The 21,334-nt window shown below is 64.7% G+C and carries 12 protein-coding genes, 2 tRNA genes and 2 pseudogenes; 5 read left to right on the forward strand and 11 right to left on the reverse strand.

Annotated elements, in window-relative coordinates; all coding sequences use genetic code 11:
- Window positions 1-387: 387 nt before the first annotated feature.
- The 9 genes and pseudogenes from MFF26_RS12740 to MFF26_RS12780 form a co-directional block, all read right to left on the reverse strand.
- A complete protein-coding gene (locus MFF26_RS12740) occupies window positions 388-1,374 on the reverse strand; it encodes a lipid II:glycine glycyltransferase FemX (protein ID WP_137828868.1) in 987 nt (328 codons plus the stop codon).
- Window positions 1,375-1,926: 552 nt separating this feature from the next.
- Window positions 1,927-2,975: pseudogene (locus MFF26_RS12745) on the reverse strand (IS3 family transposase).
- Window positions 2,976-3,006: 31 nt separating this feature from the next.
- Window positions 3,007-3,797, reverse strand: a pseudogene (locus MFF26_RS12750) (IS5 family transposase).
- Between the two features lie 173 nt (window positions 3,798-3,970).
- A tRNA-Val gene (locus MFF26_RS12755) sits at window positions 3,971-4,046 on the reverse strand.
- A 139-nt stretch (window positions 4,047-4,185) separates the two neighbouring features.
- Entirely contained in the window at window positions 4,186-6,606 is a 2,421-nt protein-coding gene (gene lon / locus MFF26_RS12760) for an endopeptidase La (protein WP_137828869.1), read from the reverse strand.
- A gap of 260 nt (window positions 6,607-6,866) precedes the next feature.
- A complete protein-coding gene (gene clpX, locus MFF26_RS12765; protein WP_137828870.1) occupies window positions 6,867-8,138 on the reverse strand; it encodes an ATP-dependent Clp protease ATP-binding subunit ClpX in 1,272 nt (423 codons plus the stop codon).
- A 261-nt stretch (window positions 8,139-8,399) separates the two neighbouring features.
- Window positions 8,400-9,026 (reverse strand): ATP-dependent Clp protease proteolytic subunit, encoded by a 627-nt coding sequence (locus MFF26_RS12770; RefSeq protein WP_137828871.1) that lies wholly within the window; start codon window positions 9,024-9,026, stop codon window positions 8,400-8,402.
- A gap of 178 nt (window positions 9,027-9,204) precedes the next feature.
- Window positions 9,205-10,638 carry a trigger factor gene (tig, locus tag MFF26_RS12775; protein ID WP_238308080.1) on the reverse strand — a complete coding sequence of 478 codons (1,434 nt, stop codon included), beginning with the start codon at window positions 10,636-10,638 and terminating at the stop codon, window positions 9,205-9,207.
- Between the two features lie 137 nt (window positions 10,639-10,775).
- Window positions 10,776-10,860, reverse strand: a tRNA-Leu gene (locus MFF26_RS12780).
- Window positions 10,861-11,179: 319 nt separating this feature from the next.
- Here MFF26_RS12780 and MFF26_RS12785 point away from each other — a divergent pair.
- Window positions 11,180-12,688, forward strand: a complete 1,509-nt coding sequence (locus MFF26_RS12785; RefSeq protein ID WP_373324467.1) for a multicopper oxidase family protein — start codon at window positions 11,180-11,182, stop codon at window positions 12,686-12,688.
- Here the strand turns inward: MFF26_RS12785 and MFF26_RS12790 are convergent.
- Entirely contained in the window at window positions 12,681-14,198 is a 1,518-nt protein-coding gene (locus MFF26_RS12790) for an NAD(P)H-hydrate dehydratase (RefSeq protein ID WP_137828873.1), read from the reverse strand. The two genes, MFF26_RS12785 and MFF26_RS12790, sit on opposite strands and share 8 nt — an antisense overlap.
- Window positions 14,199-14,381: 183 nt before the next feature.
- Here MFF26_RS12790 and MFF26_RS12795 point away from each other — a divergent pair, with 183 nt between their 5' ends.
- Entirely contained in the window at window positions 14,382-14,720 is a 339-nt protein-coding gene (locus tag MFF26_RS12795; RefSeq protein ID WP_137828874.1) for a P-II family nitrogen regulator, read from the forward strand.
- A gap of 116 nt (window positions 14,721-14,836) precedes the next feature.
- Window positions 14,837-15,766, forward strand: a complete 930-nt coding sequence (locus MFF26_RS12800; protein WP_137828875.1) for a glutaminase — start codon at window positions 14,837-14,839, stop codon at window positions 15,764-15,766.
- Between the two features lie 218 nt (window positions 15,767-15,984).
- Here MFF26_RS12800 and MFF26_RS12805 read toward each other — a convergent pair whose 3' ends face one another.
- Window positions 15,985-17,031, reverse strand: a complete 1,047-nt coding sequence (locus MFF26_RS12805) for a glutamine synthetase beta-grasp domain-containing protein (protein WP_137828876.1) — start codon at window positions 17,029-17,031, stop codon at window positions 15,985-15,987.
- A 568-nt stretch (window positions 17,032-17,599) separates the two neighbouring features.
- On the opposite strand from MFF26_RS12805, the gene glnA reads away from it, so the two are divergent.
- On the forward strand, window positions 17,600-19,009 hold the full coding sequence (gene glnA, locus MFF26_RS12810) for a type I glutamate--ammonia ligase (RefSeq protein ID WP_137828877.1): 1,410 nt from the start codon (window positions 17,600-17,602) through the stop codon (window positions 19,007-19,009).
- Between the two features lie 381 nt (window positions 19,010-19,390).
- Entirely contained in the window at window positions 19,391-21,328 is a 1,938-nt protein-coding gene (locus MFF26_RS12815) for a putative bifunctional diguanylate cyclase/phosphodiesterase (protein WP_238308081.1), read from the forward strand.
- The last annotated feature ends 6 nt before the right edge of the window (window positions 21,329-21,334 follow it).

Consider the following 21,334-nt stretch of genomic DNA (forward strand, 5'->3'; position numbering starts at 1 on the left):
GTGTCAGCTGAGGCTCGACTCGCTGCCTTAAACTAGACCTTCCGAACCCCCACTTTCAGTCGAAGTCGGCAGTTTGGTGCGTTCCCGTTGAATATCCGATCATCACGCAATACGACGAGTCAGAGGTGGCCTTAATTTGGGTTCGATTGCTGGGCTCGATGCACCGTGAACCTTTAGCACATCGACCAGTCCCATCGGATCGTCTTGCTGACTCGACGCACATAGATCGCTTCTCCCGACGCACGCGATGACAGCCCTTTCAGCGATGAAGCAGCTGCTGCCATCAAGATTGCGAACGTCACGATGTTAATGCCTTGCTGTCCGTGGCCATTTAAGAAGAATTGTTGAGGTGCAGTGCTGGCTGTAATCGAGGAACTCAGGGCTTGCTCATCTTGACAGCAAAGTCCCGGCTACCGCCCTGACGGTGCGGGTGCGGCTGTAGAGCCAGAGTGAGCTGCTTGGAACGACGTTGCGGGTCAGTCCGCGCTTGAAATCATAAACACCGCGATTGTTCGCCGGATCGATCCCGCCAAAATCAAATACTCGGCAGCCCTCCTCTGCCCCACGGCAGATGAAGCCCCATACTGCCAAGTAGGCGGCAGCGTTCACTTTGGCTCGCTCGGTCGAGGCGGTGAAAAAATCCGTGAAGCGATTGCGGCTCACATGCGCGATGCGAACCAAGCACCGCTCGCCACCATCTCGGACTTCCAGCATAACGAGATGCGGATCGTTTGCTGCGAGGTCGCGATAAGCGGAAGCGTCGAAGTTGTTCGAGAAGCCCTTCCGTAGCTTCAGAGCCTTATACATCTCCGCAAAAGCGTCGAAGGCGGCGAGCCGCTCGTTCACCGTATCGAGGAAGTGCAAGCTGAGCTCTGTGTTGCGCTGGGCCTTTCGCAAAGCCTTGCGCCATCGTTGTTCCATCTCAGCCTGCACCTTCTCGAGACCGTGGGTGAGATCAACCTCGAGGGTATGGCGACCAGCCGCGGTGACAGGCGCGAAGCCGGCTGCCAGGAGACCGAGCACCGCGCCAGGGCTCTCCGCTCGTGCGGGATCGACGATCATGAGATCGAGCGGCCCGAGCGCAAGGTATGTGAGAAGCGCGCGCATGACGGCCTCGCCATGACGCTCACCCTTGTCGGTCAGGAGCGGTCCGCCCTGGACGTATATCTGCCGCGCCGGGCCGCGAGCGCGGACCTGCATCTGCGCTAAGCCAAGTAGATCGCCATTCTCGTCGGAAACGCCTAGGCGGGCGATGTCCGCGCCACATCGTGCCTTGTAGGTACCCCAGCCCGCAGCTGCGAAGATTGTGCCGCTTGCATGCGCCCACACCGCCGCGTCCCAGACTGAAAGATCGTCTATCGGGATAACCTGCAACGTCGCCTCGCGAATTCGCTCTCGTTATGAACGAAGCGAATTCGAAAGTAATCCTGCAAATCGGCACGTTTGTTTTCAACATCGAGTGCCAATCGCCGGTGTCCGGCTGCCTAAGAGATGCGAAATTGTGCCGACTCTCAGATAATAAAATTCAATTCGTTCTCTATTGTCCACAACGATGCGATCGCAATGCCTGCAGCCATCCGCGCCTCTGCGGTGGCCTTCCGTGCCGCTGGGTCGGATGCATGTGATGCGGTGGCATGCTCAAACCTTATGAGCGTGCGCAGTAACTTGGATGACTGTCTTTCTTTTGCATGCCCTAACGGAAGGACAGCTCCGGCGCCGCGAGGAAGCCCTGCCGAAGAAGAGCGTCGCCGAGGCGCTCATCCGGTCCGAAGTTGTGAGCTACGAGGGAGCTGACCCTGACCCACCAAACTGATCCGCGCTGAGCGCAAGTTTTTCGGGCATTTGGAGTTGCCCCGGTTTGTATTCCACGGCCCATGCAAGTTATCGGGCTATGACAGCTTGTTCGACGAAGGCTCGAGGCGTCAATCAGCTCAAGGCCGTGTGAGGTCGATCTTCGTTGGAGTGGCACCTCCAGTCATCAATGCGCTCACGGCCATCTGTCAGCGACAGAAACCACGAGGCGTTCAAGCACTCCACTCGAAGACGGCCGTTGAACGCTTCGATACAGGCGTTGTCGGTCGGCTTGCCCGGTCGGGAGAAGTCGATCTCGACCCCGTTCAGGGAGGCCCATCGGTCGAGCATGCGCCCGGCGAACTCCGGTCCAGTATCCACCCGCAGGCTCTTGGGCCAACCTCGCAGCCCGACCAAGGCGTCCAGAGCCTCGGTCGCCTGGAAGGTGCGGAAGTTGGCTCTCGGTATCAGTGAGAGCGCCTCTCGCGTGTGGCAATCGACCACCGTCAGGATCCGGAACGGACGCCCGTTGAACAGGCGGTCGGACATGAAGTCCATGGCCCAGACCTCGTTGGCTCCACCGATCGCCGGTCGTCCCTAGCTAGAGCGCCGGGCTCGCTTGCGCTTAGGCATCTTGGACCGGATCGAGAGCCCCTCGTCGCGGTAGATCCGGTCGGCGCGCTGATGGTTCACCTCCCAGCCCTCCCGTCGCAACAGGATGTGCCGCCGCCGGTAGCCGTAGCGCACCCGTGCGGCAGCCAATTCCGTCTGCCGCATGCGCAAACCCGCCTGAAGGTCCAAGCGCTTCCTGTCGCGCTGGGACGAACGGCCGAAGCCGGTAGCCAGACAGGCCCGACGCCCGCTAATTTCGTAGGCCCCCTGCAGCTGACCAACGACCTCACGGCGAGCGGCAGGCCTCACCACTTTCGTTTGAGGACGTTCCGCAGCATGAAGCGGTCCGGCGTCAGATCGGCGACCAGCCGCTTCAGCTTGCTGTTCCCGTCCTCCAGTGGCTTGAGCCGTCGGATCTCCGGCACGCCCATGCCGACGAACTGCTTCTTCCAGCGATCAAAGGTCGACTCGGATACGCCGATCGTCCGGCAGACCTCGTCCACCTTCGCGCCGTTCTCCGCTTGCCGCAGGGCAAAGGTGATCTGTTTGTTCATGAAGCGTTTGCGAGGCATGGCATCCCCCCTCCTTCAAGATATAGAGCGCCTAACAGAACCGTCTGATCTGGTTGATGGTGATGAGGCTTGCGGCGAGGCTGGTGAAGGCCTCGTCGATGTCGGCGCGTCGCTCGTAGCGGATGGGCAGGCGGCGGAAACGATTGAACCAAGCGTGGGTGCCCTCATCCTGAGCTTGTCGAAGGATCGACGACCCAGCGATGGCGGCCGAGCCTCTGGCTGCACTCGATGCCTTTGCGGGCGATGCGCGGCACGATCCCGCGCGCCCGACACTCCTGGCGGCGTGCTTTGGCATCGTAGGCCTTGTCGGCGTGCAGCTTGTCGGGTCGGTGTCGTGGGCGTCCGCGCCGGCCGTTGCGCAGGGGCGGGATGGCCTCGAGGGTCTGGGCCATCATCACGCTGTCGTGCCGGTTGGCCCCGCTCAGGCAGAAGCCGAGCGGCGTGCCGCGCGCGTCGGTGACGAGGTGGCGCTTGGTGCCCGGCTTGCCCCGATCCGTCGGGTTCGGGCCGGTGGCAGGCCGCCCTTTTTGGCCGGGACGGACGCGCTGTCCAGGCTCGCCCGGCTCCAGTCGATCTGCTCAGCTGCATGCAAGCGCTCCAGCAGCACCTGATGCAGCCGCGCCCAGACGCCGGCCTCCTGCCAGTCGCTCAGGCGGCGCCAACCACTCATCCCGCAGCCGCAGCCCATCTCGGCGGGCAGCATCTCCCAGGGCAGACCTGAGCGCAGCACGACAGGATCCCGGTCAGCGCCGCCCGGTTCTCGATCGGGCGCCGCCCGCCCTTCGGATGTGGCCGGGGCGGCGGCAGAAGCGGACGAGCCATCACAACCAACGCACGCCCAACCGTTCCGTGCCCGTTCTGTTAGACGCTCTAAGCTAACGGCAGGCACGTGCCCCGGGAGGCTCAGTGCAACAATGAGGGAAGCATTCTTGTGTAGTGAAAAGGGAGACGGGTGGTCCCTAATCTCCTGAGGCAGTCTAACATATTGATAATATTGGTGGGCGGTGAGGGACTCGAACCCCCGACCCTCTCCGTGTAAAGGAGACGCTCTACCAACTGAGCTAACCGCCCGCTCGCCTGCGCCGCAGGGTTACGAGAGCGGGGCTGGACACGCAAGGCTCAAGCTCGATTTCCTGCGATCTCCAGCACGAAAAAGGCCCCCGGCGCTGAGCGTCGGGGGCCTTTCGCAATCAGTCGGACTCGATCGAGTTTAATGAGCGATCAAGGTCGCCCCGTCGTCGTCCCGCGCCGGGGTCTTGGCCGGGAGCGGCTCGTCCCACTCGATGGGTTCGGGCTGGCGCACGAGGGCGTGCGTTAGAACCTGATCCATCCGGGAGACCGGGATGATCTCGAGCCCCTGTTTCACGCTGTCGGGCACCTCGGCGATGTCCTTGGCGTTCTCCTCAGGGATGAGAACCGTCTTGATCCCGCCGCGGAGCGCCGCGAGCAGCTTCTCCTTGAGGCCACCGATCGGAAGGACGCGACCCCGCAGGGTCACCTCGCCGGTCATCGCCACCTCGCGACGCACCGGGATGCCGGTGAGCGTCGAGATGATCGCGGTGGCCATGGCGATACCCGCCGACGGCCCGTCCTTCGGGGTGGCCCCTTCTGGCACGTGGACGTGGATGTCCCGACGCTCGAACAGCGGCGGCTCGATGCCGAAATCGATGGCCCGCGAACGGACATAGCTGGCCGCTGCGGAGATCGACTCCTTCATGACGTCGCGAAGGTTGCCCGTGACCGTCATCTTGCCCTTGCCGGGCATCATGACGCCCTCGATCGTCAGCAACTCGCCGCCGACCTCGGTCCAGGCCAGACCCGTCACCACGCCGACCTGATCGTCTGCGTCGATCTCGCCGTAGCGGAACTTCGGCGGTCCGAGGAAGACCGGCAAGGTGTCGGGGTTGCCCTCGACCTGCTTCACCTTCGTGATCAGGATCTCCTTCACCGCCTTGCGGATCAGGTTGGAGATCTCGCGCTCGAGGTTGCGGACGCCCGCCTCCCGCGTGTAGCGGCGGATGAGCATCATCAGACCGTCATCGGTGATCGACCACTCGTCGGTCCCGAGCCCGTGCTTCTTCATTGCCTCGGGGATCAGGTGGCGGCGGGCAATCTCCAGCTTCTCCTCTTCGGTGTAGCCGGCGATGCGGATCACCTCCATGCGGTCCATCAGGGGCCCAGGGATATTGAGCGTGTTCGCGGTCGTCACGAACATCACGTTCGACAGGTCGTAATCGACCTCGAGGTAATGGTCGTTGAAGGTCGCGTTCTGCTCCGGGTCCAACACCTCGAGGAGGGCCGCCGACGGATCGCCGCGGAAATCCATGCCCATCTTGTCGATCTCGTCGAGCAGGATGAGCGGGTTCGAGGTCTTGGCCTTGCGCATCGACTGGACGATCTTGCCGGGCATCGAACCGATATAGGTCCGACGGTGACCGCGAATCTCGGCCTCGTCGCGCACGCCGCCGAGCGACATCCGGACGAACTCCCGGCCCGTGGACTTCGCGATCGACTTGCCGAGCGAGGTCTTGCCGACGCCGGGCGGGCCGACGAGGCAGAGGATCGGGCCCGTGAGGCGGTTCGTCCGTTGCTGGACGGCGAGGTACTCCACGATCCGGTCCTTGACCTTGTCGAGGCCGAAATGATCCGAATCGAGGATCGCCTGGGCGCCGAGCAGATCCTTCTTGATCTTCGAGCGCTTGCCCCACGGGATGCCGAGCATCCAGTCGAGATAGTTGCGCACGACGGTCGCTTCGGCCGACATCGGTGACATCTGACGAAGCTTCTTCAGCTCGGCGGTGGCCTTCTCGCGGGCCTCCTTGGTCAGCTTGGTCTTCTCGATCTTCTCTTCCAGCTCGGCCAGCTCGTCGCGACCGTCCTCGTCGCCGAGTTCCTTCTGGATCGCCTTCATCTGCTCGTTGAGGTAGTACTCGCGCTGGGTCTTCTCCATCTGCCGCTTGACGCGGGTCCGGATGCGCTTCTCCACCTGCAGCACGGAGATCTCGCTCTCCATCAGGGACAGGACACGCTCCAAGCGTGCCGCCACCGTGGGGATTTCGAGGATCGCCTGCTTGTCGGCGATCTTCACCGCCAGATGCGAGCCGACGGTGTCGGCAAGCTTCGAGGGCTCGTCGATCTGGGTGACGGCGGACACGACCTCGGGGGAGATCTTCTTGTTGAGCTTCACATAGTTCTCGAACTCGGAGATCACCGAGCGGGCGAGGGCCTCGGCCTCGACGCGATCACCGAGGTCGTCGTCGAGGGTCAGCGCGCGTGCCTCGTAGAATTCGTCGGAGCGGACGAACTCCTCGATCTGCGCGCGACCAGCGCCTTCGACGAGCACCTTCACGGTGCCGTCGGGCAGCTTGAGGAGCTGAAGCACGGAGGCGAGCGTGCCGATCTTGTAGATCGCGTCGGTCGCCGGGTCGTCGTCGCTCGCGTTGATCTGCGTCGCGAGCAGGATGTGGCGATCCGAACGCACCGCCTCCTCGAGCGCGCGGATCGACTTCTCCCGACCGACGAAAAGCGGGACGATCATGTGCGGGAAGACGACGATGTCGCGCAGCGGCAGGACGGCGTAGGAGCCCGTCGAACCGGGAACGACCGGCTGGCGCGATTTCGACTGGGTCATGGAGTTTCCCTTATCTGTTGACGCCGGGCATACGCTCCTCGAATCGAGCAAGCATCCTGCCAGGTGCCGACCGGGCCGCGAAGGGTCGGAGGCGAATGATACGTCTGCGGCTGGTAGCGCAGCTCGCACCTTGTAGAGGGGTGAAAGCGTGCCGGCTGCGATGGACCTGAGTTGGTCCTTCGTCGGCGCGGTTTCAAGCGCGACACCCCGGAACGAGAGAGGGCCGCCGGCATGGCCGGGCGGCCCTCACTTCATACCCGTCAGGCGCTGACGCTTGCCGGGGCGTCCTTGTTGCGGTCGCCGTGAATGAAGAGTGGCCTCGACTTTCCGTCGACCACCTCCGGGCCGATGACCACCTGCTCCACCGAGTCGAGACCGGGCAGATCGTACATCGTATCGAGGAGGATGGTTTCCAGGATCGATCGCAGACCGCGGGCGCCCGTCTTGCGCTCGATCGCCTTGCGGGCCACGAGGCTCAGCGCCTCGTCCTGGAAGGTCAGCTCGACATTCTCCATCTCGAACAGCCGCTGGTACTGCTTCACCAGCGCGTTCTTCGGCTCCTGCAGGATCTTCTTGAGGGCTTCCTCATCGAGATCCTCGAGGGTCGCCAGGACCGGGAGACGGCCGACGAATTCGGGGATGAGGCCGAATTTCAGCAGATCCTCCGGCTCGACCGAGCGGAAGATCTCGCCGGTGCGGCGGTCATCGGGGGCCTGGACGCTGGCGCCGAAGCCGATCGAGGTGCCCTTGCCACGCTGAGAGATGATCCGCTCCAGCCCCGCGAAGGCGCCGCCGCAGATGAACAGAATGTTCGTGGTATCGACCTGCAGGAATTCCTGCTGCGGGTGCTTGCGGCCACCCTGCGGCGGCACGGAGGCGACGGTGCCCTCCATGATCTTCAGGAGCGCCTGCTGGACGCCCTCGCCCGACACGTCGCGGGTGATCGACGGATTGTCCGACTTGCGGGAGATCTTGTCGATCTCGTCGATGTAGACGATGCCGCGCTGCGCCCGCTCGACATTGTAGTCGGAGGCCTGGAGTAGCTTGAGGATGATGTTCTCGACGTCCTCGCCGACGTAACCGGCTTCCGTGAGGGTGGTCGCGTCCGCCATCGTGAAGGGAACGTCGAGGATGCGGGCGAGCGTCTGCGCGAGCAGCGTCTTGCCCGAGCCGGTCGGCCCGATCAGCATGATGTTGGACTTGGCGAGCTCCACGTCGTTGTGCTTCGTCGCGTGGGCAAGCCGCTTGTAGTGGTTGTGCACCGCCACCGAGAGGACCTTCTTCGCGAAGTCCTGGCCGATGACGTAATCGTCGAGGACCCGCCGAATCTCCTTCGGGGTCGGCACGCCGTCGCGGCTCTTCACCAGCGAGGACTTCGATTCCTCGCGGATGATGTCCATGCACAGCTCGACGCACTCGTCGCAGATGAACACCGTCGGGCCCGCGATCAGCTTGCGGACCTCGTGCTGGCTCTTGCCGCAGAACGAGCAGTACAGCGTGCTCTTCGAGTCGTTGCCGCCTGTCTTGCTCATGTCGGTCTCCGGTTCGCGGGCGCAGCCCCAGCCAGCAGGGCACGCGCTTCGTCATAGGATGTAAGCGCATCCGCCTAAAGAAACAGTCACACCGCGCGGATGCGTCGGGAGTGAGGCGCTCGAATCCCGATGCAACCATGCTGCCGTCTCGGGATCAACCAGTCCCGGGGGTCGGCGAAGCGCCGAAAGGCCGCATGGCTAACGGGCGTGCCCGGAACGCCTCACCCGAGGCGCCCCGGATCACGGGCCGAACCGTCCGCGTCAGGCGGCGGCGGGCTCCGGGCGCTTGTGGAGGATGTCGTCGATGAGGCCGAACTCCTTGGCCGCGTCGGCGGTCATGAAGTTGTCGCGCTCCAGCGCCTGGTGGATGGTCTCGTACTCGCGACCCGTATGCTTCACGTAGATCTCGTTCAGGCGCTTCTTGAGCGCCTCGATCTCGCGCGCGTGGATCAGGATATCGGTCGCCTGCCCCTGGAAGCCGCCGGAGGGCTGGTGGACCATGATCCGGGCATTCGGCAGGGCGAAGCGGTGGCCGGCTTCACCGGCGGCCAGCAGCAGGGAGCCCATCGAGGCGGCCTGGCCGACGCACAGCGTCGTCACCGGGCAGCGGATGAACTGCATGGTGTCGTAGATCGACAGGCCCGAGGTCACGACGCCGCCGGGCGAGTTGATGTAGAAGGAGATTTCCTTCTTCGGGTTCTCGGCTTCCAGGAACAGGAGCTGGGCGACGATGAGCGAGGCGCCCTGGTCCTCGACCGGTCCGGTCAGGAAGATGATCCGCTCGCGCAGCAGCCGGGAATAGATGTCGAAGGCGCGCTCGCCGCGGCTCGACTGCTCGACCACCATCGGGACGAGCGAATTATGAAAATATGCGACCGGATCTCTCATGACAGCCCTCGGCTCCGGAATCCGGCCTCGGACGAATCGTCCGGGGCCGGTGGTTACAGCGAACACGGCGCGCCTTAACGCCGTCTGATCCTCAGTGCTTCGCGAGGCGCCCGCGTGGCAGGCGCCCCGTGAAGATCACGTTACGATCGTCGCCCGCCGCGGAGCCGCTAGGCGTCGATCAGCCGGCAGCCGTCTCGGCGGCCGCCTCGTTCTTCGTCACATCCTTGGGCTCGTCAGCCTTCGACGCGCCCTCGGCGTCGGCCTCGTCGTCCTCGGCGAAGAGCGTCTCCTTCGAGACCGGCTCTTCGACGACCTGGACCTGACCGAGGACGTGGTCGACGACCTTTTCCTCGAACAGCGGCGCGCGAAGCTCGGCGAGCGCCTGGGGATTGTTGCGGTAGAAGTCGTAGACCTGCTTCTCCTGACCCGGGAACTGCCGGATCCGAGCGAAGAGGGCCTGGTTGACCTCGTCATCCGAGATCTTGATATCGGCGGTCTCGCCGACTTGCGCAAGCACCAGGCCGAGGCGCACGCGACGCTCGGCGATCTTGCGGTACTCGCTCTGCGCCTTCTCCTCGGAGGTGCCCTCCTCCTCGAAGGTCTTGCCGCGATTCTTTAGATCCTGCTCGACCTGGGCCCACACCGCGGCGAACTCCTGGTGAACGAGGCTTGGGGGCAGCTCGAAGGCGTACTTGCCGTCGAGGGCGTCGAGCAGCTCCTTCTTGAGCTTGCGGCGGGACTGCGCCTCGTAGTCGGAGCCGATCGCCTTGGAGACGGCCTCCTTGAGCTTCTCCAGGTCGTCCATGCCGAAGCGCTTGGCGAGCTCGTCGTCGATCTTGGCTTCACCCGGCGCCTTGACCGCCTTGACGGTCACGTCGAACTCGGCGTCCTTTCCGGCGAGCTGCTCGGCCTGGTAGCCTTCGGGGAAGGCGGTCTTCACGAGGCGGGTGTCACCGACCTTGGTGCCGACGAGCTGGTCCTCGAAGCCGGGGATGAACGTGTTGGAGCCGAGTTCCAGCGGTACGTCCTCGCCCTTGCCGCCCTCGAACTCCACGCCGTCGATGCGGCCGACGAAATCGATCACGACCTGATCGCCGGACTGCGCTTCGGCGCCCTCGTCGCGATCCTCGAAGGAGCGGCCATCCTTGGCCATGCGCTCCAGCGCCTCGGTGATCTCCTCATCGGAGGGCTTCACCACGAGCTTCTTGATGGAGACGTCGGAAAGGTCCGCGAGCTCGAAGCTCGGCAGCACCTCGAGCTTCACCTTGAAGGCGAGGTCGCCCTTGGCATCGAGCGCGCGCTCGATGATGTTCTGCTCCTCGTCCTTCGGGAACTCGATCTGCGGCTCGAGAGCCAGCTTGAGGCCCTTGTCGGCGACGATCTGCTGGTTGGCCTCGTTGACGGCGTTCTGCAGCACGTCGGCCATCACCGACTTGCCGTACACCTTGCGCAGGTGCGCGACCGGCACCTTGCCGGGGCGGAAGCCCTTGATCTGAACCTTGCCCTTGATGTTCGAGAGCTCGGTGTTGAGGCGATCCTCAAGCTCGGTGGCGGGGAGGAGTACCTGAAACTCGCGCTTCAGCCCCTCGGAGGTCGTCTCGGTCACCTGCATCGTCGTTCGTCCGCTTTTTTTAAAAACCGCAATCTCGTCCTCGATGCCGCGGCGCCGTGGGAAACCCTGGCGGGAGCCCAAACAGCGCAAGGCCCGGCAGGAACCGGTCCGGTCCCGATGCCGGCCCGATGCGGACTTGGTGCGGGCGGAGGGGCTCGAACCCCCACGTCTTGCGACACTGGAACCTAAATCCAGCGCGTCTACCAGTTCCGCCACGCCCGCGAGCGCTTGAGCGACATGGCCCTGTCCGGGCCTTCGAAGCGCGCGTCTATAGCACGCGCGTTCGGGGCCGCAGCAAAAATTTGTTCGGGGTCGACCTCAAACGCCGTCAACCGCGCCTGCGGCTTTGGCGCCGCACACCACGAGACGCTGTGTCCTCGTCGAGCCCAGCCGGGGAGCGCTCTTTGCGTCCAGGCGTACGACCCCGTTTCTATCCGCGCCGATGATCGCTCGCGCCGCTTTTATCCTGAGGGACGATTGGCGCCCGCTGAAGGGCGCAGCTACAACGCGGGCCACTGCCCCACCAGCCGCACGAGCCCCCATGCGCATGTCCGCCCCCGAGGCCCCGAACGAGCCGATGCGGGAGGATGCGCGGACAGCGGGCGATCTGTCCCGCCGCGCGCTGATCGTCGGAAGTGCGGCGCTCATGCTCGCACCCCTCCCCGCCCCGGCCCAGTCGCCGGCTCGCAAATCGGCTCCGGCGGCCAAGCCCGCCGACGCGCCCGTTCCCGAAGCCAAACCGTCGGAGACGATGTCGCTCAAGGCGGGTCCGGCTCAAGCCCGGCTCAGGCCGGAGCCCGCCGCGGAGACCCAGGTGTGGCGCCTCGGCGACGGCGCCGCACCGCCGGTCATACGGATCAAGCTCGGCGAGGCGGTGCGTCTGCGGCTCGAGAACGGCACCGACAAGCCGCTCTCCCTGCATTGGCACGGTGTGCGCAATCGCAATCCCATGGACGGTGTCGGTGGCGTCACCCAGGCTCCGATCGGCCCTGGACAGGACTTCACCTACGAGTTCACGCCGCCGGATGCCGGCACGTTCCTGATCCGTCCCCTCGTGATCGGCGGGGCGAGCGAACCGTCGGGCCGCGGGCTGGCCGGCCTTCTGGTCGTCGAGGAGAGGTCCCCGCCCCCGGTCGAGCAGGACGTGGCGCTGCTGCTTCAGGATTGGCGCCTCGACGAGGCCGGAGCCCTGCTTCCGTTCGGCCAAGTGGCGTTCGCCGCCTCCGCTGGACGCCTGGGAAGCGCCGTGACGTTGAACGGCCAGGCAATCCCGTTGAAGCTGGAGGGGCGTCCCGGCAGCCGCCTGCGTCTCCGTCTGGCGAATGCGTGCAACGCCCGCGCGACCCGCATCCGTTTCGACGGCGTGAAGGTCTATGTCGCCGCCGTCGATGGGCAGCCCGCCGACACGTTCGAGCCGCTCAAGGCCACCCTGCCCTTCGCACCGGGCACGCGCTACGATCTGCTCCTCGACCTGCCGACACAGTCCGGCCCGGCCGGTGCGATCATGGCCCTCCTCGGACAGGGCTTGCCTTTGGCGAACCTGATCGTCGCCGGTGACCCGGTCACGCAGGCGGGTCGCAGCCCGATCGCGTCGATTCCCGAGAACAAGCGCCTTCCCGATGAGATCCGGCTGCAGACTGCGTTTCGCCGCGATCTCGTTCTGACCGGCGGCGTCAAACCCGACCGCGCCAAGCCAGGCGACGACACGCCCTATGTCGGCGACCCCGCGAAGATCTGGCAGGTGAACGGCGCGAGTGGCGCGTCCGGCGCCCCTCCCCTGTTCACCGTCAAGCGCGGACAAGTCGTCGTCCTGACGATCCGCAACGACACCGGCTTTCCTCAGATTCTCCATCTGCACGGCCATGTCTTCCGCCTGCTGCATCTCCTCGATGACGGCTGGGAGCCCTACTGGCTCGATACCATGCAGATTCCGGAGAATCGGCACGCCCAGATCGCCTTCGTCGCCGACAATCCCGGTCGCTGGCTCCTGTCCTCGACGGTGCTGGAGCGGTTCGATACGGGATTGTGGACGAGCTTCGAGGTCAGCTGACGCTGGGAGCCAGATCGCGCAGGACTGCCGGCATCAATTCCGGGATATCCTCGGCAATGAGGCCCGGCCCGTGGCGCAGGCCCGCATCGCCGTGGAGCCAGACGGCCGCGCAAGCCGCCTCGAACGGCTCCAGGCCCTGCGCCAACAGCCCACAGATCAGTCCGCCGAGCACATCGCCGGAGCCGGCCGTGCCGAGATAGGGCGAGCCGTGGTCGTTGATTGCGATCCGCCCGTCGGGCGCGGCAATCACCGTATCGGCACCCTTCAGCACGACGACCGCGCCGGCGAGATGTGCCGCCCGCGCGGTGCGTTCCGGCTTGGTCAAATCCTGCGCCAGCACCTCGGTGCCGGAAAACAGGCGACCGAACTCCCCCTCATGCGGCGTCAGCACCGCCCGGGCTTCGCCGTCGCGGAGATGGCGGGCGAGCGTGCGAAGCTCGCTGCGAAAGCTCGTTAGGGCGTCGGCATCCAGAACCAGGGCGCGTCCAGCGGAGGCGGCGACGGCCACCAGCTCGCAGGTCGCCGGGCCAGTCCCGAGGCCGGGGCCGAGCAGAAGGGCGTTGAGGCGGTCATCGACGAGCAGATCGTCGAGATCGTCGGCGGTCTCGCACGGGCGAAGCATGATCGCGGTGAGATGGGCCGCGTTCTCCGGGAGCGCCGAGGCGGGCGAGGCGATGGTGACGAGTCCCGCGCCGACCCGCAGCGCGCCGCGCGCAGCCAAACGTGCGGCGCCGGTTTTAAAGGCAGGGCCGGAAAGAACCAGGGCGTGACCGCGGGTGTATTTGTGGCTCGATGCGCTCAGGGCGGGCAGCGTCCACAGGCCCGGCGCATTGCGGAACAGTCTCGGCGCACCCGCCAATCCGGCCCCCAGCGCGGCGGGCCCCGTGCCGATATCGGCGAGGGTGATGTGCCCGCACAGGGACCGGCCAGGCTGAAGCAGATGGCCGGGTTTGAGGGCGACGAATGTCACGGTCTCCTGCGCCCGGATCGCCGCGCCGCGGATACGGCCGGTGTCACCGTCGAGACCACTCGGAACATCGACGCTCAGCACGGGCTGCCCGGCCTCATTCACGGCCTCGACCAGGGCGCGGGCGTTCCCTTCCAAGTCACGCGACAGACCGGCCCCGAACAGGGCATCGATCACGAGGTCGCAATCCGGCAATGACGCATTTGCTCGGCCCACCGGCCCGGGCCACTCGGCTGCGGCGAGAGCGGCGTCGCCAGCCAGGGATGCCCGATCACCGAGCAATTGCAGCTCGACCGAACGTCCAGCATCCACCAGCAATCGGGCGGCGACGAAGCCGTCGCCTCCGTTGTTGCCCGGTCCGCATAGGACTAAAATCTTTTCTCCGCCCATGGCCAGGGCTCTGTCGGCGACGGCGGCACCGGCTCTCTGCATCAGCGTCAGACCGGATGTACCGGAGCCGATGGCCGCCGCATCGACCCGGCGCATCGCCTGAACGGTAAGCAGTGCCAGGTTCGCGCTCTCGGCGGCGGACGGATCATGCATGCATCGCGCTCACAATGTGCCTATAAATTCATCCAAAAAGCCGCATATGCCTACATAATCCGCAGTTTGTGCCTGCGTGATGCGCAGCATACCGAGCCGGCATCGCAAATCGCCGTGGCGGTCACGCCCCTGCGATGATACACCTGCGACGTAGTGACGACGTGTGGATCGGGTCGAGCCGGGATGAAGAAGATCGAGGCGATCATCAAGCCATTTAAGCTCGACGAGGTGAAGGAGGCCCTCCAGGAAGTTGGCCTCCAGGGTATCACCGTCATCGAAGCGAAGGGCTTCGGGCGGCAGAAGGGACATACCGAGCTCTATCGGGGCGCGGAATATGTCGTCGACTTCCTGCCGAAGGTGAAGCTGGAGATCGTTCTGTCCGATGCGATGGTCGAGGGCGCCGTCGAGGCGATCCGCAAATCGGCTCAGACCGGGCGTATCGGAGACGGCAAGATCTTCGTCTCGACGATCGAGGAAGCCATCCGCATCCGGACCGGCGAAACCGGCGCTGACGCGATCTAACAGGGCGGCCCTTTCGGCAGCTCTACGCTCCTTCCCCCACAACGAACGACTTTGGCGCGCTTCGTGAACGGGCGGCTGCGCGTCCGACGAGGCGCGGCGGCGACGCGAGCAAGTTTGTGCCCGATCTCGACCTCATCGTGAAAGAGATCGCCGACGAGATGCGGGCCCGGCCCGATCGCGGCGAAGTCGCCAGCTATATCCCCGAATTGGCAGGGGTCGATCCCCGGGCATTCGGCCTCGTCGTGATCGACGGAGCGGGGCGCGTCGCGGCGGGCGGCGACGCCGATACGCCCTTCTCGATCCAGAGCATTTCCAAAGTATTCACCTTGACCTTGGCGCTCGGCATGGTCGGCGACCGGCTTTGGCGCAAGGTTGGCCGCGAGCCCTCGGGCAGCCCCTTCAATTCCATCGTCCAGTTGGAGCGCGAGCAGGGCATCCCGCGCAATCCCTTCATCAACGCGGGCGCCATCGCGGTGACCGACGTGATCCTGTCTGGGCACCAGCCGCGGGAGGCGCTCGGCGAAATCCTGCGCTTCCTGCAGTTCCTGGCGCAGGATTCCGGCATCACCATCGACGAGACGGTGGCGGCTTCGGAGAAGCGCACCGGGTTCCGCAACGCGGCGCTCGCCAACTACATGCGCTCGTTCGGCGTGATCGAGAACCCGGTGGACTACACGCTGGGCGTCTATTTTCACCACTGTGCCATCGCCATGACGTGCCGTCAGCTCGCCACCGCCGGGCTGTTTCTGGCCTATTCCGGGCGCAATCCGCTTTCCGGTCATTCGGTGATCTCGGCAGAGCGGGCGCGTCGCATCAACGCGATCATGCTGACCTGCGGGCATTACGACGGCTCGGGCGATTTCGCTTATCGCGTCGGCCTTCCGGGCAAGAGCGGGGTCGGCGGCGGCATCCTGGCGGTGGCGCCGGGGAAAGCCTCAATCTGCGTGTGGTCGCCAGGGCTGGACGCTGCCGGCAACTCGCATCTCGGGCGCATCGCCCTGGAGATGCTGGTGAAACGGACCGGCTGGTCGATTTTCGGTACCTGAAGCCGAGGCGCCCTATACCTCAGTTCCTCATGGCCATGGCGCTGAGCGACCGTCTCAACGTGCGTTCGGTCGAAGTGCGCGGCTCTCCGGAAGCTCTCCTAGGTACCCCATTAGGCGCAGCTATCGACGGGTGAGGAAAGAGACCGACCCAAAAAAGAACCGCCCCCGTCTGGTGACGGGAGCGGCTGTTGCACACGGTCAATCGACCTCGGAGATCCTTAGGCGACGGCCTTCGCGGCGGCTTCGCCCGGGAGCGGAACCTCGGTGATCGTCTTCAGGACCTGGCTGGCGATCTGGTAGGGGTCGCCCATGGAGTTCGGGCGGCGATCCTCAAGGTAGCCCTTGTAGCCGTTGTTGACGAAGGAGTGGGGCACGCGCACCGAGGCGCCACGGTCGGCCACGCCGTAGGAGAACTTGTTCCACGGGGCGGTCTCGTGCTTGCCGGTCAGCCGCATATGGTTGTCCGGGCCGTAGACGGCGATGTGGTCGTCGAGATTCTTCTCGAACTGGGCCATCACGGCCTCGAAGTACTCCTTGCCGCCGGTCTCGCGCATGAACGTCGTCGAGAAATTGCAGTGCATGCCCGAGCCGTTCCAGTCGGTGTCGCCGAGCGGCTTGCAGTGGTACTCGATGTCGATCTCGTACGTCTCGCACAGGCGCTGCAGCAGGTAGCGGGCCATCCACATCTCGTCGGCGGCCTTCTTGGAGCCCTTGCCGAAAATCTGGAATTCCCACTGGCCCTTGGCCACTTCGGCGTTGATGCCCTCGTGGTTGATACCGGCGGCCAGGCACAGGTCGAGATGCTCTTCGACGATCTTGCGGGCAACCGGACCGACATTCGAGGAGCCGACGCCGCAGTAATACGGGCCCTGCGGGGCGGGGTAACCGGACTCAGGGAAGCCGAGCGGGCGGCCGTTCTTGTAGAGGAAGTACTCCTGCTCGAAGCCGAACCACGCACCGGCATCGTCCAGCACGGTGGCGCGCTTGTTCGACGGGTGCGGAGTCTTGCCGTCGGGCATCATCACTTCGCACAGCACGAGCACGCCGTTGGTGCGGGCCGGATCGACGAAGTGGCGGATCGGCTTGAGCACGCAATCCGACGACGAGCCCTCGGCCTGCAGGGTCGAGCTGCCGTCGAAGCCCCAGAGCGGGAGCTGCTCAAGGCTCGGGAAGCTGTCGAACTCCTTGATCTGCGTCTTGCCGCGCAGGTTCGGAACCGGGGTGTACCCGTCGAGCCAAATGTACTCGAGCTTATACTTTGTCATTTCGAGTCTCTCGTTCCTGATCGACGAATTCCGTCTGACGCAGCCCCTCAAGGTCCGGCGCCCTGTCCGCCTTCCCCTCCGGTCCGTATCGTCGCCTCCGGCGGATATCCCTGCCGTCAAGCGGGCGCCGATACGCCGGCGGGCACGGCTTTCGCCCAACCCTCGAAGCGTCGGGCCCATACCGATCGCTCCGGCCAGCCCTCTAGCATGCGGCGTGCCAAACTGCCCACAAACGCGCCATGTCTTCCCGCGAAAATCCGCCGCGGTCTTGAGGAGCCGCCCGGAGGCCGTTTGACCCGTCAGACACCCGCTTCGGTGGAGATTTTTGTCTCAGGATGGCTGGCAACCGTGGGGCACGGGCAGTATCGTCCGCGCCCGTCGGCCGGATCGACCCGGGGGCGCGAGGAGGATGTCCGCTTCAGGATCCGTGCCACGCCGAAGGCGCGCGGGCCTCTGAGGCGAACGCCCTCCCCCCTCCATCGATCCGACGGACCGGCCGGGATCAGCCCCGGCCCCGGACGGCATTCTGCGCCGCTCCGCTTTTGAGACGACCGAGGAGACGCTTACGATGAAAACGGCCGCTGATGTGCTGAAGGCCATCAAGGACAACGACGTGAAATACGTCGATTTCCGGTTCACCGACCCCCGTGGAAAGTGGCAGCACGTGACCTTCGACGTCTCCCTCGTCGATGAGGAGATCTTCACCGACGGCACGATGTTCGACGGCTCCTCGATCGCCGGCTGGAAGGCGATCAACGAGTCCGACATGTTGCTGATGCCCGATCCCGTGACGGCCTGCATGGATCCGTTCTTCTCGGCCTCGACCATGTCGATCGTCTGCGACGTGCTCGAGCCGTCCACCGGCGAGCCCTATTCCCGCGACCCGCGCAGCACCGCCAAGCTCGCCGAGGCCTATCTGCGCTCGACCGGGATCGGCGACGACATCTTCGTCGGCCCCGAGGCCGAATTCTTCGTGTTCGACGATGTGAAGTTCGGCGCCGATCCCTACCATACTGGCTTCCAGCTCGATTCCACCGAGCTGCCGACCAACGGCTTCACCGATTACGAGGGCGGCAACCTCGGCCACCGGGTCCAGACCAAAGGCGGCTACTTCCCCGTTCCACCGCAGGATTCGGCCCAGGACATGCGCGGCGAGATGCTGGCCGCCATGCAGTCGATGGGCGTGAAGGTCGAGAAGCACCACCATGAGGTGGCCTCGGCCCAGCACGAACTCGGTATGAAGTTCGACCGGCTGACGCTGCTCGCCGACCACATGCAGATCTATAAGTACTGCATCCACAACGTCGCCCAGAGCTACGGCAAGAGCGCGACGTTCATGCCCAAGCCCGTCTACGGCGATAACGGCTCCGGCATGCACGTGCACCAGTCGATCTGGAAGAACGGCAAGCCGCTCTTCGCCGGCGACAAGTATGCCGATCTGAGCCAGGAGTGCCTGTGGTACATCGGCGGCATCATCAAGCACGCCAAGGCGCTGAACGCCTTCACCAACCCGTCCACCAATTCCTACAAGCGCCTGGTCCCGGGCTACGAGGCGCCGGTTCTGCTCGCCTACTCGGCCCGCAACCGCTCGGCCTCGTGCCGTATCCCGTGGACGACGAACCCGAAGGCCAAGCGCGTCGAGGTCCGCTTCCCCGACCCGATGGCCAATCCCTACCTCGCCTTCTCCGCCCTGCTGATGGCCGGCATCGACGGCATCATCAACAAGATCGACCCGGGTCCGGCGATGGACAAGGACCTGTACGATCTGCCGCCGCGCGAGCTGAAGAAGATTCCGACTGTCTGCGGTTCGCTCCGCGAGGCGCTGCAGAATCTCGACCGGGACCGCGCCTTCCTCAAGGCCGGCGGGGTGTTCTCGGATGATCAGATCGATTCGTTCATCGAGCTGAAGATGACCGAAGTGCTGCGCTACGAGATGACCCCGCATCCGATCGAGTTCGTGCAGTACTACTCTCTCTGATTGAGAGCTGAGCGGGCCGACTTTCCGGCCCGTCTTGCCTCTCCGAAAACCCTGCTGCAGCGCCGGTGCCTTGTCCGAGGTGCCGGCGTTTCGGTTTCGGGGCCGACCTCGATGTCCGGCTGTGGTGATGCCGTAGTGGTGTGGCGGCACCTACATCCCGCCGATACGAGGGCCTGCTGTCCTACCGGAAGATCCCGTCGCCGGCCCGGATCGGTTCAGCGGCCGATGTCCGTTGACCGACTTATCCTGCCCTTCCCAAAAGCGATGTGATCATCCTCGGGATTCTGCGGGGGTCCAACTGATCGCGGGGGAACGAAGTCTCTATTTTTTAACAGATGATAGTTTTTATCGGGTCTCCGACGTGTTGAGGGCGAGGCGACCATGACGATCCCGGGGCTCCGGCACCTCCTGGGCCTCTACGACATCCGCGAGAACGACCCGGTTCTGGCGGAGGCACAATTCCGAGCCTTCGCCCGCCAGGTCCTGATTCTCTACGCGGTTCTCAGCTTCAATCTTGCCGGGCTTGCCTATGCCCATTACGGGCAGGCGCCCTTCTGGTCGATTGTCGGGCCGCCCGCGGTCCTCATCACGGTGATCGTGATCAGTGCGGCGGTCTGGTTGCACATGGCGCGACGGCCACCTCAGGGAGAGGACGCATTCGTCAGCTTACGAATCGTAAACTTTTTCGCCTTCCTGCTCGCATTATCTATTGCAATATGGGCGACGACCTTATTCGGCAGGGGCAATCCTGCGAACGACATCCATATCCTCTTCTTCCTGGGCATCACGGTGATGTTCTGCATGCAGTGCCTCTCGCAACTGCGTAGCGCTTCTTATATTTTGGCGACAGTCGCCCTTCCCTATTGTGTCTACTATGTCGCCATCGGCGAGCCGTTGGTCAAAATGACGGTCGTGAATTACGTTGTAGTGCTGTTAGGCTCTCTGGTCATGCATCAGTTCGCGTATCGCGATTTCTGTGATCTGGTGAGTCTAACGGAGGAAAACGGTCGCCTCGCCCATACCGACCCTTTGACCGGTCTCCCGAACCGCCGTTCCTTCGTGGCGCGACTGGAAGAGACCGTGGAGACCGCCCTTGCGAAGGGCGGGCGTTTCGGCGTCGGCGTTATCGATCTCGACGGGTTCAAACCGGTCAATGACAGCCTCGGCCACGGCGCAGGGGACGCGGTGCTTCGCGAAGTCGCCCGGCGGCTTGAATCGGTCGGCCTCGGCTGGCCGGCGCGTCTCGGCGGAGACGAGTTCGGGCTGATCGTCGAGGGCGGGATCGATCTGGATGAAATCGGACGTCGGATCTGCGCTGATCTCGGCAGACCCTATCATCTGCGGGAAGGACAGGCGCAGATCGGGGCCTCCATCGGGTTCGCGGTGTTCCCGGACGCGGCGACGCGTGTGGAGACGCTCGTGGATCGGGCGGATTTCGCCCTCTATCACGCAAAGGCCCGCCGCCGGGGCTCGTCCACCTGCTTCGCGCCCGAGCACGAGGCGGAGTTGCGCCGTCATGCCGATGTCGAGCAGGCGCTGCGACGGGCTGACTTGGCCGCCGAGTTTCACCTGCTCTATCAACCGATCATCGACGTCGCGGACGGACGCGTCGAGGCGTACGAGGCGCTGGCCCGCTGGAACAGTCCGACCCTCGGATCGGTCTCGCCCGCTGATTTCATCCCGGTGGCCGAGCGCAGCGGCCTGATCCGGGACTTGACCCGGATTCTACTCACCAAAGCCTTGGACACGATGCGGGGCTGGCCGGTCGAGCGTCGGTTGTCGTTCAATCTCTCGGCCCACGACATCGCCGGCCCCGAGGGTGTCGACGCACTGACCACCCTGGTCGTGGCGAGCGAGATCGATCCGAGCCGGATCGTCTTCGAGGTCACCGAAAGCGGCCTGATGCGCGATCTCGTCGATGCCCGGCGGGCATTGACCTCGCTCAAGGCACTCGGCGTTCGCATCGCCCTCGACGATTTCGGCACCGGATATTCGAGCTTGAGCTATCTCCAGCGTCTGCCGGTGGATCGGCTCAAGATCGATCGCAGCTTCATCTCCCGCTGCACCGAGGACGAGACGTCTCTCAACATCATCCGCTCAATCCTCGACCTTTGCCGCCACCTCGCCCTCGACTGCGTCGTGGAAGGAATTGAGACCGTCGAGCAGAAACGACTGCTGCGATCGGTCGGCTGTCGATCGATGCAGGGCTACTTGTTCCAACGACCCATGCCGGCGGAGGCGATCGCCGCTTTCGATGCCGCTTCCGGTCCGGGGATGATCAAGCATCAAGGGCGAGAGGGGCAGCCGGCGGCGGCCTGACGGCGA

This window comes from Methylorubrum suomiense, from assembly GCF_022179765.1.
Classification (GTDB): Bacteria; Pseudomonadota; Alphaproteobacteria; order Rhizobiales; family Beijerinckiaceae; genus Methylobacterium; species Methylobacterium suomiense.

Excerpts from the sequence above, each read along its gene's own strand:
- tig (WP_238308080.1), bottom strand. The coding sequence starts at position 10,638 with ATGCAGGTGACCGAGACGACCTCCGAGGGGCTGAAGCGCGAGTTTCAG.
- MFF26_RS12815 (WP_238308081.1), top strand. The coding sequence starts at position 19,391 with ATGACGATCCCGGGGCTCCGGCACCTCCTGGGCCTCTACGACATCCGC.
- lon (WP_137828869.1), bottom strand. The coding sequence starts at position 6,606 with ATGACCCAGTCGAAATCGCGCCAGCCGGTCGTTCCCGGTTCGACGGGC.
- MFF26_RS12790 (WP_137828873.1), bottom strand. The coding sequence starts at position 14,198 with ATGCATGATCCGTCCGCCGCCGAGAGCGCGAACCTGGCACTGCTTACC.
- MFF26_RS12770 (WP_137828871.1), bottom strand. The coding sequence starts at position 9,026 with ATGAGAGATCCGGTCGCATATTTTCATAATTCGCTCGTCCCGATGGTG.
- glnA (WP_137828877.1), top strand. The coding sequence starts at position 17,600 with ATGAAAACGGCCGCTGATGTGCTGAAGGCCATCAAGGACAACGACGTG.
- MFF26_RS12785 (WP_373324467.1), top strand. The coding sequence starts at position 11,180 with ATGCGCATGTCCGCCCCCGAGGCCCCGAACGAGCCGATGCGGGAGGAT.
- MFF26_RS12795 (WP_137828874.1), top strand. The coding sequence starts at position 14,382 with ATGAAGAAGATCGAGGCGATCATCAAGCCATTTAAGCTCGACGAGGTG.
- clpX (WP_137828870.1), bottom strand. The coding sequence starts at position 8,138 with ATGAGCAAGACAGGCGGCAACGACTCGAAGAGCACGCTGTACTGCTCG.
- MFF26_RS12805 (WP_137828876.1), bottom strand. The coding sequence starts at position 17,031 with ATGACAAAGTATAAGCTCGAGTACATTTGGCTCGACGGGTACACCCCG.